The organism is Aeromonas sp. s12 (assembly GCF_040907925.1).
GTDB classification, from domain to species: domain Bacteria; phylum Pseudomonadota; class Gammaproteobacteria; order Enterobacterales; family Aeromonadaceae; genus Aeromonas; species Aeromonas veronii.
Window position 1 is genome coordinate 56,464 of sequence record NZ_JBFOCT010000036.1, and the last position, 14,609, is coordinate 71,072.

14 protein-coding genes and 1 tRNA gene are annotated in these 14,609 nt (G+C 58.2%); 4 read left to right on the plus strand and 11 right to left on the minus strand.

The window, feature by feature from the left end; translation table 11 throughout:
- Window position 1: 1 nt before the first annotated feature.
- On the plus strand, window positions 2–487 hold the full coding sequence (gene rraA / locus AB5Y67_RS18625) for a ribonuclease E activity regulator RraA (RefSeq protein ID WP_005340678.1): 486 nt from the start codon (window positions 2–4) through the stop codon (window positions 485–487).
- A 270-nt stretch (window positions 488–757) separates the two neighbouring features.
- On the opposite strand, the gene AB5Y67_RS18630 is transcribed toward rraA, so the two are convergent.
- From AB5Y67_RS18630 to AB5Y67_RS18640, 3 genes are all read right to left on the minus strand, one after another.
- Window positions 758–1,432: a 7-cyano-7-deazaguanine/7-aminomethyl-7-deazaguanine transporter gene (locus AB5Y67_RS18630; RefSeq protein WP_005340680.1), complete on the minus strand. Its 675-nt coding sequence runs from the start codon at window positions 1,430–1,432 to the stop codon at window positions 758–760.
- Window positions 1,433–1,591: 159 nt separating this feature from the next.
- A complete protein-coding gene (locus tag AB5Y67_RS18635; protein WP_005340682.1) occupies window positions 1,592–1,879 on the minus strand; it encodes a DUF3630 family protein in 288 nt (95 codons plus the stop codon).
- Between the two features lie 10 nt (window positions 1,880–1,889).
- Window positions 1,890–3,317, minus strand: coding sequence for a YdiU family protein (locus tag AB5Y67_RS18640; protein ID WP_005340684.1), 1,428 nt, complete (start codon window positions 3,315–3,317; stop codon window positions 1,890–1,892).
- Window positions 3,318–3,422: 105 nt separating this feature from the next.
- On the opposite strand from AB5Y67_RS18640, the gene AB5Y67_RS18645 reads away from it, so the two are divergent.
- Window positions 3,423–3,725 (plus strand): cytochrome c, encoded by a 303-nt coding sequence (locus tag AB5Y67_RS18645; protein ID WP_005340687.1) that lies wholly within the window; start codon window positions 3,423–3,425, stop codon window positions 3,723–3,725.
- A 66-nt stretch (window positions 3,726–3,791) separates the two neighbouring features.
- Here the strand turns inward: AB5Y67_RS18645 and recQ are convergent, their stop codons facing one another.
- Window positions 3,792–5,627, minus strand: a complete 1,836-nt coding sequence (recQ, locus tag AB5Y67_RS18650) for an ATP-dependent DNA helicase RecQ (RefSeq protein WP_005340692.1) — start codon at window positions 5,625–5,627, stop codon at window positions 3,792–3,794.
- Window positions 5,628–5,760: 133 nt separating this feature from the next.
- Between recQ and AB5Y67_RS18655 the strand changes: the two genes are divergently transcribed.
- Window positions 5,761–6,225 carry a thioesterase family protein gene (locus AB5Y67_RS18655; RefSeq protein ID WP_236368143.1) on the plus strand — a complete coding sequence of 155 codons (465 nt, stop codon included), beginning with the start codon at window positions 5,761–5,763 and terminating at the stop codon, window positions 6,223–6,225.
- A 124-nt stretch (window positions 6,226–6,349) separates the two neighbouring features.
- The gene (locus AB5Y67_RS18660) at window positions 6,350–6,877 is read left to right on the plus strand and encodes a hypothetical protein (RefSeq protein ID WP_005356927.1); all 528 of its coding nucleotides are present in this window, start codon (window positions 6,350–6,352) and stop codon (window positions 6,875–6,877) included.
- A gap of 210 nt (window positions 6,878–7,087) precedes the next feature.
- Here the strand turns inward: AB5Y67_RS18660 and AB5Y67_RS18665 are convergent, their stop codons facing one another.
- From AB5Y67_RS18665 to AB5Y67_RS18695, 7 genes are all read right to left on the minus strand, one after another.
- On the minus strand, window positions 7,088–9,241 hold the full coding sequence (locus AB5Y67_RS18665; RefSeq protein ID WP_199415569.1) for a nuclease-related domain-containing protein: 2,154 nt from the start codon (window positions 9,239–9,241) through the stop codon (window positions 7,088–7,090).
- 262 nt (window positions 9,242–9,503) lie between these two features.
- Window positions 9,504–9,580: transfer RNA gene (locus AB5Y67_RS18670), tRNA-Pro, on the minus strand.
- A gap of 155 nt (window positions 9,581–9,735) precedes the next feature.
- The gene (locus AB5Y67_RS18675; protein ID WP_199427782.1) at window positions 9,736–10,440 is read right to left on the minus strand and encodes an MOSC domain-containing protein; all 705 of its coding nucleotides are present in this window, start codon (window positions 10,438–10,440) and stop codon (window positions 9,736–9,738) included.
- 45 nt (window positions 10,441–10,485) lie between these two features.
- Window positions 10,486–11,328: an ABC transporter permease subunit gene (locus tag AB5Y67_RS18680; protein WP_120416386.1), complete on the minus strand. Its 843-nt coding sequence runs from the start codon at window positions 11,326–11,328 to the stop codon at window positions 10,486–10,488.
- Entirely contained in the window at window positions 11,328–12,233 is a 906-nt protein-coding gene (locus AB5Y67_RS18685) for an ABC transporter permease subunit (RefSeq protein WP_005340703.1), read from the minus strand. Before AB5Y67_RS18685 ends, AB5Y67_RS18680 begins: the two co-directional genes overlap by 1 nt.
- Window positions 12,230–13,384, minus strand: coding sequence for a polyamine ABC transporter ATP-binding protein (potA, locus tag AB5Y67_RS18690; protein WP_005340704.1), 1,155 nt, complete (start codon window positions 13,382–13,384; stop codon window positions 12,230–12,232). Before potA ends, AB5Y67_RS18685 begins: the two co-directional genes overlap by 4 nt.
- Before the next feature lie 78 nt (window positions 13,385–13,462).
- Window positions 13,463–14,548: a polyamine ABC transporter substrate-binding protein gene (locus AB5Y67_RS18695; RefSeq protein WP_159162692.1), complete on the minus strand. Its 1,086-nt coding sequence runs from the start codon at window positions 14,546–14,548 to the stop codon at window positions 13,463–13,465.
- Window positions 14,549–14,609 lie beyond the last annotated feature (61 nt).

Consider the following 14,609-nt stretch of genomic DNA (forward strand, 5'->3'; position numbering starts at 1 on the left):
TATGGAATACAATACTTCTGAACTGTGCGACATCTATCAGGACATGGTGGATGTGCTTGAACCCATGCTCTGCTCCTTCGGCGGCCGCGCCTCTTTCGGCGGCGTCATCACCACCGTCAAATGCTTCGAATCGAATGGTCTTATCCGTGAACTCGTCAAAGAGAACGGACTGGGACGCGTCTTGCTGATCGATGGCGGTGGCTCCATGCGCCGCGCTCTGATCGACAGCGACATCGCCACCACAGCAGCAGAGAACGATTGGGAAGGGATTGTCTGCTACGGCTGCGTCCGCGAAGTCGATATTCTGGAAGATCTGGATATCGGCATTCAGGCACTGGCAGCCATTCCGGTCGGTGCCGACAGCAAGGATGTAGGGGAGACCGATCTGCCGGTCAACTTCGGTGGCGTGACCTTCCTGCCTGACGACCACCTCTACGCCGATACCACAGGGGTGATCCTCTCCCCCGAGGCACTCGATATCGAGTAAACTACAAACAGCGTGACGACGGGAGCCTTGGCTCCCGTTTTTTATGCCTGCAACTTGCTGAAAAATGACAAAAAAAGAGGGCCAGATAAACTGGCCCTTAACTGGAAGCAATGTGAGCAATGTCGTGCCTTCACAAGAAGTCCATCACGTTGGAACGAATGAAGTCTTTCCCGGAAAACAAGTTAACAATAATCATTCTCATTTAACTAGGCAAGCGCTATTTGCAGAAAGTGCAAAAAAATTGACCACCGCGAAGGGTGGTCAATCTGGTCAGGCTTGCCGGGTGGCCGTTTGCAGGCTGGATAATCCGGCCTCGCCCACCAGCTTGCGGCTGAGGTAGCGCAGCAAGACACCGTAGAGCGGCACGAACAAACCAAGGCTTATCAGCAACTTGAATACGTAATCGACGGTTGCGATCTCGACCCAGTGCTCTGCCATGAAAGGATCTGTGGTGCGCCAGAAGGCCACACTGAAGAAAGCGATGGTATCGACCAGATTACCGAACAGGGTGGAGGCAGCAGGTGCAATCCACCACTGCTTGAGCAGACGCAGCCGGTTGAACACCACCACATCCATGAACTGCCCTACCAGATAGGCCATAAAGCTGGCCAGCGCGATACGCGCCACGAACAGGTTGAATTCGGCCAGATGACCAACGCCTTGGAAACTCCCTTCGAAGAAGAGCACAGAGAGCGCATAGGAAACCGCCAGTGCTGGCAGCATCACGGTCTGGATAATCTTGCGTGCCAGACCGGCACCGAAGATCCGCACTGTCAGGTCGGTCGCCAGGAAGATAAACGGGAAGCTGAACGCACCCCAGGTGGTATGGAAGCCAAACACGGTGATCGGCAGCTGCACCAGATAGTTGCTGCTGGCAATGATCAGAATGTGGAACAACGACAGGCGAACTAGCGCCGTTTGGTACTGCGCAGGGGTCAGATTCATCTTGTGACCTTTTTGGTTAATGGGGTTAGGGAACCCATATCGCCACCATTGGCGATAATCGAGGGGCGAGATTATACGCCCCCAAACCGATAGTTCAATCTTTATGCGATTGGGCTCATCCAGGTTGGCCTGCGGCAGAGCAGGCCTTGCAGGCGATAGTCACACCTTGTGCTGTCTGGCGAGCCAGAGCAGCGCCTCCCGATCCGCCGGGCGCACAGCCTCCAGCCAGCAGCCGCTGTAGTGTTCGTACTCCAGCCGAAACTGGCTCCCTTCAAACTCCAGCAACCAGCTATGGCGATCGGCCCCCGCATCCTGCTCGAGCGGCTGCAGCTCCCACTCTCGCAGCAAGACCTGCGCCAACAGCGGAAACGTGTCCCAGTCGAGTGCCGGACAATCCAGCGTCACCACGCCAGCTTCGCTATCTACCTGTTTGATTTGCCAACTCATTCCCTGTCTCTCAGCTACTGCAGGAGAGCTCACCACCGCAATACCATGCCGGAGTCGGGGTGGCGAGATCCTCATATTCGGGTTGTTCATCATAGGGGTGCTGCAAGGCGGCGAACAGCCGCTCGAACGGCTGCATATCCCCTGCGTCGGCGGCGTCGATCACCTGCTGGGCCAGCGCATTGCGCAGCACATACTTGGGGTTGATGGCATCCATCTGCGCCTTACGCACGGCATCCTCGCTGCCTTCGCGCATCAGCCGCGCCCGATAGCGCTCCAGCCACGCCTGCCAACCCAGTGGTTCAGGCAACAGGGCCAGCAGAGATGCAGGCCACGCCCCCTCTTGCGTCACCTCACCGAGACGGCGAAGGAACAGGTGGTAATCCACCTTGTGGGCCGCCAGCAACCGGAACAGCTCGCGGAACAGCGCCGGGTCATCCTCCTCCCACACCGCCAGCCCGAGTTTGGCCCGCATCAACTCGGAGTAGTGCAACATCAGCTGTTGCTCGTACTGGGCCAACGCCGCAGTCAGTGCATCACCGTCTACATGGCCAGCCAGCGCCTGCGCCAGTTTTTGCAGATTCCAGTAACCGACCGCGGGCTGCTGATCCAGCGCGTAGCGGCCCGCCGGGTCCGAGTGGTTGCAGACAAAATCGGGCACGTAGGCATCGATAAAGCCGTAGGGGCCGTAATCCAGCGTCAGGCCGAGCAGCGACATGTTGTCGGTATTCATCACCCCGTGACAGAAGCCCGCCGCCTGCCATTTGGCAATCAACCGAGCGGTGCGGCGCACCACTTCGGCAAACAGTTCGGCGCCACTCTCCAGCTCGGGGAAGTGGTAGCGCAGCAGATAGTCGATGAGTGGCGGAATCTTCTCCCCCTGCCCGCTCCAGGCGAAATACTCGATATGGCCGAAGCGCAGATGGCTGGGGGTGGTGCGCAGCACGGTCGCCCCGGTCTCAACCCGCTCGCGATAAACGGGCTCCTGACTCCCCACCAATACCAGCGCCCGCGTGGTCGGGATGCCGAGGGCATGGAGCGCCTCGGAGGCGAGATATTCGCGAATGCTCGAGCGCAGCACGGCGCGGCCGTCACCAAAACGGGAGAACGGAGTTTTACCCGCCCCCTTCAGGTGGAGATCCCAGCGCTGGCCATCCGGCGCCAGCTGCTCACCCAGCAGCAGCGCGCGACCATCTCCAAGCCGGGGGCTATAACCCCCGAACTGATGGCCGGCATAGACCTGCGCTACCGGCTGCATACCGGGCAGCACCTTTCCCTCGCCACAACAGGCGATCCAGTCAGCCTCGCTGACGCCTCCCAGCCCCAACTCATCCAGCAAAGCCCGGTTGAGATGAAGCAACCGGGGCTGCTGCAACGGCTGGGGGGCCACGGGTTCACAGGCCCAGGGCAACTCGGTCGCAAAAGTGTTGATCAACTTCATGGTTGTGCCATTCGTCCCTGCGTATGCTCGTGTCACTCTTTATACTGCCGTCAGCCATGCTTGCGCTAACTGGCGACCATCATTTTTCAATTCAAGGAGAAGAAGATGCAAAAATGGGTATATGCCCTACCATTGCTGGCACTGGCGTGGGGTCATCAGGCCAAGGCTGCAGATATCGAGGCAGGCAAGGCCAAGGCGGCGGTCTGTGCCGCCTGTCACGGGGTGGAAGGCAAGGCAATGATCCCCAACTATCCCCATCTGGCGGGTCAGAATGCCGCCTATCTGGTGAAACAGTTGAAAGCGTTCAAGGATGGCACTCGCAAAGAGCCCTTGATGGACCCCTTCATGGCGCCGCTGACCGATGCGGATATCGACAATCTGGCCGCCTTCTACGCCAGCCTGAAATAACCTCGCGTCTGACTCAAGTTCTTCCGAGCCGCGCTTACCGTGGTCGATTAGGCTGCCTAATCGACCCTACCGCCGGCAGTAGTCGATGATCAGATCCATAAAGGCTTCGCCGAAGCGCTCCAACTTGCGGTGACCGACGCCGTTGATGGCCAGCATCTCGTCTTCGGTCATCGGCATCAGCTGAGCCATCTCCACCAGGGTCGCATCGTTGAACACCACGTAGGGCGGCACCTCTTCGTCCTCGGCAATCTGCTTGCGCAGGCCGCGCAACTCCTTGAACAGCCGTTTGTCGTAGTTGGCGTTGTCGAGCAGGCCATTGCGCTTCTCCTTGCGGCTGGAGATAGGCTGCAAGCGGGGCACCGCCAGCTCCAGCTTCACCTTGCCACGCAGTACCGGACGGGCCGCTTCGGTCAGCTGCAGCACCAGATTGCGAGTAATGTTCTGGGTCAGCAGCCCCTTGTGGATCAGCTGGCGGATCACGCTCATCCAGTATTCGTGGCTCTGATCCTTGCCGATGCCATAGGTCGACAGCTTGTCGTGGCCGTGATCCTTGATGCGCTGGTTGAGGGAACCACGCAGCACCTCCACCACATAGCCCACCCCGAAATTCTGCCCCACCCGCCAGACGCAGGAGAGCGCCTTCTGGGCATCTTCAGTGCCGTCATAGCTCTTGGGCGGATCGAGACAGATATCGCAGTTGCCGCACGGCTTGTCGTTGTACTCGCCAAAGTAGTTGAGCAGCACCTGACGGCGGCAGGTCTGCGCCTCGGCAAACGCGGCCATCACATTGAGCTTGTACTGCTCCACCTGCAGCTGCTGCGGGTTCTCGATGTTGTCGAGCAGGCGGCGTACCCGGCCGATATCGGCGGGATCGTAGAGCAGCAGCGCCTCGGCGGGGGTGCCATCGCGACCGGCGCGGCCGGTCTCCTGATAGTAGGATTCGATGTTCTTCGGAATGTCGTAGTGCACCACGAAGCGCACGTTGGGCTTGTCGATGCCCATACCGAACGCCACCGTTGCCACCACTATCTCGATATCATCCTTGAGGAAGGCATCCTGGGTCTGCTGACGCTGCTCGAGCGGCAGCCCCGCATGATAGGGCGCGGCCTTGCAGCCGTGGCGGGATAGCCGCTCGGCCACCTCCTCCACCCGGTTGCGACTGGAGCAGTAGACGATGCCGCAGTTGCCCTTCTGGCTCTGCACGTAGCGCAGCAGCTGCTCGGCCGCCTTGAACTTCTCCACCAGGCTGTAGCGGATATTGGGACGATCGAAGCTGGCGGTGTGAATAAAGGGATCATTGAGTTCCAACCGGTGCAGCATGTCGCTGCGGGTTGCCTCGTCGGCGGTGGCGGTCAGAGCCACCACCGGCACCTGCGGGAACCACTGTTTTAGTCGCCCCAGTGCCGCATACTCAGGCCGGAAATCGTGGCCCCACTGGGAGACACAGTGCGCCTCGTCGATGGCGAACAGCCCGAGCGGCAGCTCGGCCAGCCGATCCATAAACTCGTGCTGCAGCAAGCGCTCGGGGGAGACATAGACCAACTTGATCTCGCCGCGGCGCATGGCGGCGAAGTTCTGGATCATCTCCTCCCGACTGAGGGCCGAGTTGATGTAGACCGCCGCTACGCCGTTGGCGCGCAGGCTGTCGACCTGATCCTTCATCAGCGAAATAAGGGGAGAGACCACCACACCGAGCCCGGGCCGCAGCAGTGCCGGGATCTGGTAGCAGAGCGACTTGCCGCCACCGGTGGGCTTGAGCACCAGCGCATCGCGCCCCGCGACGATCTGCTCGATGATCTCGAGCTGACCCGGCCGAAACTGCTGATAGCCGAAGACTGCCTGCAGCAGGGCAAGCGGACTCTCTGGCTGAGGATCTGGCAGGGTTTCGGCAATCGCGGTCATGGGCTCTCCTTTGGGGTCGCCATTCTAAAGCAGCCGCCGCCCACAATAAACCTGCCATTGCGACTGTTAAGGAACTGTTGCAGACTGGCTGGAGTTTTTACTCGGCTTTGATGACAAGGATCGGGATCAGAGAATGAAACAGATGCTCAAGAAGATGGCGCTCAGTGGCATTGCCAACCTGTTTGCCGAGAAGATGCCGTTCAACAAGCTGATCGGCATGCAGGTGACCCACTACGACTTCGACAAGGTGGAGCTGCGCATCAAGATGGATGAGAAGCTGATCGGCAACCCTTTCCACAACATCCTGCATGGCGGCGTCACCGCCACGCTGCTGGATGTAGCGGGCGGCATGATAGTCGCGGCCTCCTGCATCGACGAGCTGGAGGAGTTCTCCCCCAGCTATATCAAGGAGCGCTTCGCCCGCCTCGGTACCATAGATCTGCGGGTGGATTACCTGCGCCCGGGACGCGGCAACGAGTTTATCGCCACCGCCCACATCATCCGGGCTGGCAGCAAGGTGGCCGTCGCCCGGATGGAGCTGCACAACGAAGAGGGCACCCACATCGCCTTCGGCACTGGTACCTATCTGGTGGGTTGAACCAAGTTAGTGCATAAAAACCACGCGGCTAATCCACTTTTAATCATTAGATTCCTTACCCCCTCAGGCCGAACAAGGTCCATACTGATAGTCGGGATTGTGTGCAGAGGGAGGATTGCAGGCGATGAGTGCGAAACTGGCCATCAAACCATCCAGAGCCTTGTTGACACAGCTCGAGTCCATGCTCGACGAGGTGCAGACACCCGAGTGTCGCCACTGGTTGGAACAGGAGCTTGAGGGGTATTCTCTCTCCTCACCCCTGCCTTGGTATCGCATCGTTCCCTGTCGGCAACGCGGTCACTTTCTGGATCTGAAAACGGGAAAATATTTGACCTGTCACATCAACAGTCAAACGCTATGCCAACGCGATCTGGCCCAAATTCAGTTCATTTATGCCCGTGAACCCGCCGCCCACTATTTGCTGCAACGCAATTCCGGTATTGAACCCTGGCCAGAACAGCTGCTGGAAGATTATCAGGAGCAGTTGATCCCCGGCCATTTATGCCTGCAAGCTTGGCATGAGCCCGTGATTTCATTACGTGCACAACTGATGGAGGGAATAGAACATTTCATTAGTGAGTACCCCAAGCACGCGGCCTTGCTGCCTCAACACAGTTTCAAGGCTTTGCGGCATCAGCACTGGCATATCTGAGTAAGCGCCTGGCGCGCAAGGAGGGCACCATAGACAAGACCCATAGCGAGATTGCCACAATCTAGAGTGCCGGAGTCAGGATCAGACTCCACCGATGGGCCACCGAGCGGTGGCCCTTTTAATGCACACGGCTACTGCTTTATTGCCAAGCAGATAGCCAAAATGTGGCGCCCCACACCTCATGAATCCCGCAAACCTACTTGTCACGTTCTACAGCACATCACTCCAGACCCCATCGGACTCGATCAACCTAACAAGAGCTTGCGCACTGAATCCGTCGGCATACAGAGTCTCTACCTCATTCCCAGCCTCAGCCTCATCCATCTCTTCAAACTCCCGCAGATAATGCGGTTCATCGCGCAAAGCGATCTCCATGATCTCGCGGGAGACGACGTGGAACCCATCGACAACCTCACCATCAAATTCAATCGACGTATCCACAACCCAGGCATGCAGGGCTGGCAGAGGATTAACATCACTCAGCAATAGAGCTGACCGCAACCCTTGGTCATTTTGCAGTGCTTGAAGCACAACCGGTTGCTTGCGCTTTAACTGCCTCGCCGCCTTGCGCAGGGTATTGGTTCGATGCAGCCAGACTTCATGGCGAGTTGAACGAATGAAGCCAGACTTGACCTCCAGCAGCAACGCAACCCCATCCAAGTGACAGATCAGGTCCACTTCGCCAGCATCGCGCTCATCACTCAGTGGCGGTTGGTAGCCCACCACGACGTGGAATCCCCTCTGCCTTAGCGCTTCGGCAAGGGTATGTTCAATACGCTCCGTTTCGCTGCGCAAAGCTGGCCTGCGTTGTTCAACACGACGCAGGTTATTCACCGCAGCGGTCAGATTGTTCTGTTGACCGGCAACCCAGGGGAACTGAAAACTGTAGCGGCCAATCTTGTAGAACGGCCGCTCGTACAGTCGTGGTGACGGTATGCTTGGCGCTTGCCTTATCTGCGCGGATAGAGCCTGCAGATCACTGGTCCAGAACTTCAGGATGGCTTCGGCCGCCTCGGGGTCGCCCTTGGGATGCTCAGGGCTGACGGTCCAACCACAAATACGACGGATCTTATCTTTCGGTTCCGACCAGGTGATGGGAAAGCGGTTCTCACCATGCACAAGTCCTTCAAAAGCCAATTGACCCAGAGCCTTCACTGCTACACCTGAGTCATCCATATAGCGCAGAAAAGGCTGGAGAAATGCCTGCTCGAAGAACACGGTTGTCAGCTCACTGGCTAATATCGCGTGGTGCAGGGCTACCTCAGCTCCATCGTTCAGTCTGACCCGCTCACCCAACCCGAAAATGGTCTGCAGGTAGAGCTGACTGCGAATGGCTTTTATGTAAGCAAGCTGATTCGCTTCGTGGTTTTCCGGCCTCCCTATGATTGCGCCAGCCATATCGGACGCTGCGAATTGCTCAATCGCGCGGTACATCCAGTAGTACCAAAGCAACCTGCTTTTTCTCTCAGTACGCTGCCAGCGCTGTGAGCCCAAATCAGTTTTATTGAAGATGACCGGTTGTCCCGGCTTGAGCTGGTAACCGCAATCGCTGTCAAAACAGAACCAATTGATGGAATTCTCGTAATCGATTCGCTCGCGCATAGCGGCAATAAGCAGGGCAACCGATTCGAGGTAGGCAACACACTCTCGCCCCACACCTGACTGTGGAAAAAGGAGTGGCGACAAATGACGCTTGAGAGATCGGCCGAGAACCTCCTCTGTCAGTTGAAAATCACGCTCGGAACAATTCAACAGTTTGCGCGCGATAATCCGATCATAGACATCCCAATCTTCCGCCCTGCTGTCTCTATCCTTAGCGGCACCAAGTTGCCCATAAGCTGTCACGCTCAAATAGGAAAGTAGCTCTAATAGCGTAAGCGACTTCAGGTGGGACTCAGCCAGTGCGATGGCTTTATCGAATGGTTCGAGTTGCTCAAGCAAGCGATCACAGACGCCGAAAAATACGCACCAATCCTTGCTGACGAGATTGTCCCGAAGATGCTGCCAGAGCGGTGAATCGCTGCGTGTAAACAGCTTCGAGTAACGAATCGCCCAACGCAATACATCTGGATGACGAGCGGACAGATGATCCAGCAGCGCAGTGCTAATAGCATCCTCAAAATGCAAAATACGTCCCAGTGCCAAGCTTGCCAGTTGAGCACTTTCAAGATTGACTGGCTCCCACCAAAAGGATGCGGCAGCCAGTCCGGCAGCACGATTGCGAGTTGTGTATTTGCCGCTCGGACGTTGATCCAGAAAGTCGTGAAGGCACTCATCAAGTGCGGCGAATGGGGCAAGCTGCTGTGCATATCCAGCAAAACGAGTCTGGTAAAACTCCTGGCATTGCCGTTCCTGGCCTTGCATATCTGGTCATCCTTTTCCTGCCGTCGAACCTTGATATTCAAAGAGATTGAAATCAGCCGCTCATTTGAGGCCCGCAACGAGTCGGACAATCTGTATGGAAGGAAATAGTTAACACGTATCCAAGAAGGGGGAAACAACGGATTAGGAGTCAATAGGTATCGATTGCAGATGTGGTAAACAGGACAGAAAATCAAAATGCCCCACAGAACTGGAGGGCCGGAAATGCACAAGGGCCTAGCCGAAGCTAAGCCCTTATTGAATTTGGTCGGTGTGAGAGGATTCGAACCTCCGACCCCTTCGTCCCGAACGAAGTGCGCTACCAAGCTGCGCTACACACCGATGTCTGCGGGACGGGAATTTACCGAAAGCCCAGACCCGACACAAGCCTTTTTTGCATTTAACAGGAAAAAAAACGCCGTTCGCTCAACTATTCAGCACTCTTTTCACCCGTTTACCGGACTGCAGCCAGCTGGTGACATTCCGGCAACCGGCCGTCAGGCCAGGCGCAGGGATGCTGGCCCCAGCAGACGGCGCTGCCAGTCAGCCACAGTGCCATGCTCCAGCCAGTCGGCTGCATGCTGGCGCCAGTTGGGCGAGAGAGCCGGATTCTCCAGCAGCATCAGCAGATCCGCTTCATTGCGCACCTGATTGAACAGGATATCCGCCGTGCGCTTCACCGTCAGTTCGGGATAGGGTCTGTCTACCAGCTCCATGGCCGTATCAGGCGCGATCATCCCCTCCTCCAGCACCCGCAGCAGCCAGCCACAACGGCCATTCAGCTGCATCACCTGGGACATCTGGCCATAGCCAAAGCGCTGGTTGAGCTTGAAGCAGGGGGATCTCGGCTGGCTGATCTGGATCAGCGCCTCGCCGAGTCGATAGACATCGCCAATGCAGGCTTGCACCTCGGTCAGCCCGATACCGGAGAGGTTCTCGCCAAAGGCGGCAGGTTGCCAGGGTGTACGTGGCGCAGGCAAGCCCAGCGCGGTTTGCCAGGTCTGCCACCAGAGATAGTGATCGGCAGGATAGTAGTGGAGCGCCCGATCTGGGCCACCGTGGTGGCGCAGGTCACACTGCTCATCCCCTTCCAGACCGGCAAAGGTACAGCGAACTGGTGCAGAGATCGGTTGCTTGTGAATGGCGCTGGTGAGGCTGGGCACCAGCTCGGTGCCACGACCGCTAAAAAGGGAGATCCGCATACTCATCCTCCAGGTTGACGAGAGTAGGCGGACCTTATCATGGCGTCAGACGACGGCCTGCATCTGGGTGGTCATGGCGATCTCGGCACGACGGCGCTTCTCCGCCTTGGCCATCAGATACCAGCTGCCGAAGGTAAAGAGCGATACCGACAACAGGATCAGGCTGGCCACCGCGTTGATCTCGGGTTTCACCCCTAGCCGCACCGCCGAGAAGACCTCCATCGGCAAGGTGGTCGAGCCCGGGCCGGAGACGAAACTCGCCAGCACCAGATCATCCAGCGACAGGGCGAACGACATCATGCCGCCTGCCGCCAGCGAGGGGGCGATCATCGGGATAGTGATCAGGAAGAACACCTTCCACGGCTTGGCGCCAAGATCCATCGCCGCCTCCTCAATGGAGAGATCCAGTTCCCGCAAGCGCGCCGACACCACGATCGCCACGTAGGCGGTACAGAAGGTGGTGTGGGCGATCCAGATGGTCAGCATGCCCCGCTCGGCGGGCCAGCCCACCAGCTGGGCCATCGCCACGAACAGCAGCAACAGCGACAGACCGGTGATCACCTCGGGCATCACCAGCGGCGCCGTCACCATGCCGCCGAACAGGGTGCGCCCACGGAAGTGGGGAATTCGGGTCAGCACGAAGGCTGCCACCGTCCCCAGCGCCACCGCGGCGATCGCGGTGTAGAAGGCGATCTCCAGCGAGCGGAACACAGACCCGATCAGCTGCTTGTTATCGAGCAGGCCGAAGTACCACTTGAGCGACCACCCGCCCCACACCGTCACCAGCTTGGAGGCGTTGAAGGAGTAGATCACCATGATGATCATGGGCAGGTAGATAAACAGCAGCCCCAGCCAGAGCATCAGTTTGGCAAAACCGAAACGTCTCATCATGCCTTGCCCTCCAGCTCTTTGGCCTGGTTACGGTTGAAGAGGATGATCGGAATGATCAGCACCGCCAGCATCACCACCGCCAGCGCAGAGGCGACCGGCCAGTCGCGGTTGTTGAAGAACTCCTGCCACAGCACCTTGCCGATCATCAGGGTCTCCGGGCCGCCCAGCATTTCCGGAATAACGAACTCCCCCACCACCGGAATGAACACCAGCATGCAGCCGGCGATAATGCCGTTCTTGGAGAGCGGCACAGTGATCTGCCAGAAACGAGTCAGGTTGCGGGCCCCCAGGTCGGAAGCAGCCTCCAGCAGGCTCTGGTCATGTTTGACCAGATTGGCGTAGAGCGGCAGCACCATGAAGGGCAGGTAGGAGTAAACAATGCCGATATAGACCGCCAGGTTGGTATTGAGGATCTGCAGCGGTTCGTCAATCACCCCGATCCCCAGCAAGACGCTGTTGAGCAGGCCGTTGTTACTGAGAATCCCCATCCACGCATAGACCCGGATCAGAATGGCGGTCCAGGTCGGCATCATGATCAGCAGCAGCAGAACGGTCTGGGTCTCCTTGTTGGCCCGGGCGATGGAGTAGGCCATCGGATAGCCAATCAGCAGGCAGAGCAAAGTGCTGACGAAGGCCATCTTGAGGGAGCCCAGATAGGCCGCGATATAGAGCTCATCCTCCTGCAGCAGCAGGTAGTTGCCCATATTGAGCAGGATGGTGAGCTGATTGTCAGCCCAGCTCACCACATCGGTGTAGGGCGGGATCGCCACATCCGCTTCCGCAAAACTGATCTTCACCACGATGACGAAGGGCAGCAGGAAGAAGAGGAACAGCCAGAAGAAGGGGATGCCGATCACCAGTCGGCGCCCCCCGACCCGCTTCAGTCGTTGCAAGAACTTCATGATTGCAGCACCACGCCGCTGTCATCTTCCCAGTAGAGGAACACCTGGTCATCCCAGGTTGGCCGCTTGCCGTGGCGTTCGGCATTGGCGATGAAAGCCTGAACGATTTTGCCCGAGGGCAGCTGGATGTGATAAACCGAGTGACCGCCCAGATAAGCGATGTCATAGACCTCACCCTTGGTCCAGTTGAAGTCCGGGTGCTCGATCTCCTCCGGCTTTTGCAGACTCATCAGCAGTTTTTCCGGCCGCAGGGCGTAGGTCACCTTCTTGTTTTCGGCGCGGGAGCTGATGCCGTGGCCCACATAAATGGGCTGCTCCAGATCGGCGCAGGCGATGGTGGCGTGGTCCTGCTCATCCTCCACCAGCAGGCCGTCAAACAGGTTGACGTTGCCGATGAACTCGCACACCAGCCGACTGGCCGGAGTCTCGTAGATATCCATCGGACTGCCGATCTGCTCTATGCAGCCGAGGTGCATGATGGCGATCCGCTCCGCCATGGTCATCGCCTCTTCCTGATCGTGGGTCACCATGACACAGGTCACCCCGACCCGCTCAATGATCTCTACCAGCTCCAGCTGCATCTTGGAACGCAGCTTCTTGTCGAGCGCCCCCATGGGTTCATCCAGCAGCAGCAACTTGGGACGCTTGGCCAGGGAACGAGCCAACGCCACCCGCTGACGCTGGCCACCGGAGAGCTGATGCGGTTTGCGGCGGGCATACTGGGTCATCTGCACCAGCTTGAGCATCTCCTCCACCCGGGCATCGATCTCGGCCTTGGGCAGGCCATCCTGCTTGAGGCCAAAGGCGATGTTCTGGGCCACCGTCATATGGGGGAACAGGGCGTAGGACTGGAACATCATGTTGATGGGGCGTTCATAGGGGGGCATGTCGGTGATGTCGACCCCGTCGAGGAACAGTCGCCCCTCGGTCGGGCGTTCGAAACCGGCCAGCATCCGCAGCAGGGTCGATTTGCCGGAACCGGACCCGCCGAGCAGGGCGAAAATCTCCCCCTTGTGAATATTGAGAGATACGTTATCGACCGCCAGCGTTTCGTCGAACTGCTTGCTTACCCGATCAATTTTCACCAGCACTTCTTTGCGCTGCTGACTGCCCTCGAGGGCTTTCTTGTAGGCACTGGAGGCTATCGCCATTACCAAACTCCCCAACGTGATACCGGCCTTGCGGCCGATCCATAAAAGCGATTTGGCGCCCCCGAACGGGCACCAAGGTTAGGTACCGGACTTGATCTTGGTCCAACTCCGGGTGATTAGACGCTGTACCGAGCGGGGATGTGCTTCCTGCACATAGAGTCGCTCCAGCACGGCCTGAGGGGGATAAACCTCCTCATTGTTGCGCACCGCCTCATCCATAAACTCGCCCGCCCTTGAGTTGGGATTCGCGTAGCCCACATAGTCGCTGACCTTGGCGATCACTTCGGGCTGCAGGACGTAGTTGATGAGGGCGTGCGCCTCTTTGACATTGGTGGCATCGGACGGGATCGCCATCATGTCGAACCAGAGATTGCCCCCCTCTTTCGGAATGCTGTAGGCAATTTTCACCCCCTTGCCAGCTTCATCGGCGCGGGCAGCGGCTTGCAGGATGTCGCCGGAAAAACCGGCCGCCACGCAGATGTCGCCATTGGCGAGATCGCCGATGTATTTGGAGGAGTGGAAGTAGGCCACATAGGGCCGCACCTTGAGTAGCAGCGCCTCGGCTTTCTTGATATCCCCCGTCGCATGACTGTTGGGATCGAGCCCGAGGTAGTTGAGGGCTGCAGGGATCATCTCATCGGCAGAGTCGAGGAAGGCGACGCCGCAGCGAGAGAGTTTCGCCATGTTTTCCGGTTCGAAGATGGTGGCCCAGGAGTCAATCTTGTCGACTCCCAGCACCGCCTTGATTTTGTCGACGTTGTAGCCGATGCCGTTGGTCCCCCACAGATAGGGCACCGCGAACTGATGACCCGGATCCACCTTGTCGAGCTGCTTGAGCAGCACGGGATCCAGGTTGGCCAGATTGGGCAGCAGGGATTTATCCAGTTTCTGGAAGGCTCCCGCCTTGATCTGCTTGGCCAGGAAATTATTGGAGGGCACCACCAGATCGTAACCGGTCCGCCCCGTCAGCAACTTGCCTTCCAGGGTCTCGTTGGAGTCAAACACGTCATAGACGGTCTTGATCCCGGTCGCCTGCTGGAAATCGCTGAGGGTGGTCTCACCGATATAGTCAGACCAGTTGTAGAAGTGCAGCACAGGGGCAGCCTGGGCCACATTCGCCAATCCCATGGTCAGCGCTATGGTTAGCAATCTGGTTGTATTCACGGTGTCAGTTCTCCTGTTTCAGTGGTTGACCGTCTGCGCATCCATTCGCGCGGCCCATCCG

Excerpts from the sequence above, each read along its gene's own strand:
- rraA (WP_005340678.1), top strand. The coding sequence starts at position 2 with ATGGAATACAATACTTCTGAACTGTGCGACATCTATCAGGACATGGTG.
- AB5Y67_RS18630 (WP_005340680.1), bottom strand. The coding sequence starts at position 1,432 with ATGAATCTGACCCCTGCGCAGTACCAAACGGCGCTAGTTCGCCTGTCG.
- AB5Y67_RS18635 (WP_005340682.1), bottom strand. The coding sequence starts at position 1,879 with ATGAGTTGGCAAATCAAACAGGTAGATAGCGAAGCTGGCGTGGTGACG.
- AB5Y67_RS18640 (WP_005340684.1), bottom strand. The coding sequence starts at position 3,317 with ATGAAGTTGATCAACACTTTTGCGACCGAGTTGCCCTGGGCCTGTGAA.
- AB5Y67_RS18645 (WP_005340687.1), top strand. The coding sequence starts at position 3,423 with ATGCAAAAATGGGTATATGCCCTACCATTGCTGGCACTGGCGTGGGGT.
- recQ (WP_005340692.1), bottom strand. The coding sequence starts at position 5,627 with ATGACCGCGATTGCCGAAACCCTGCCAGATCCTCAGCCAGAGAGTCCG.
- AB5Y67_RS18655 (WP_236368143.1), top strand. The coding sequence starts at position 5,761 with ATGAAACAGATGCTCAAGAAGATGGCGCTCAGTGGCATTGCCAACCTG.
- AB5Y67_RS18660 (WP_005356927.1), top strand. The coding sequence starts at position 6,350 with ATGAGTGCGAAACTGGCCATCAAACCATCCAGAGCCTTGTTGACACAG.
- AB5Y67_RS18665 (WP_199415569.1), bottom strand. The coding sequence starts at position 9,241 with ATGCAAGGCCAGGAACGGCAATGCCAGGAGTTTTACCAGACTCGTTTT.
- AB5Y67_RS18675 (WP_199427782.1), bottom strand. The coding sequence starts at position 10,440 with ATGCGGATCTCCCTTTTTAGCGGTCGTGGCACCGAGCTGGTGCCCAGC.
- AB5Y67_RS18680 (WP_120416386.1), bottom strand. The coding sequence starts at position 11,328 with ATGAGACGTTTCGGTTTTGCCAAACTGATGCTCTGGCTGGGGCTGCTG.
- AB5Y67_RS18685 (WP_005340703.1), bottom strand. The coding sequence starts at position 12,233 with ATGAAGTTCTTGCAACGACTGAAGCGGGTCGGGGGGCGCCGACTGGTG.
- potA (WP_005340704.1), bottom strand. The coding sequence starts at position 13,384 with ATGGCGATAGCCTCCAGTGCCTACAAGAAAGCCCTCGAGGGCAGTCAG.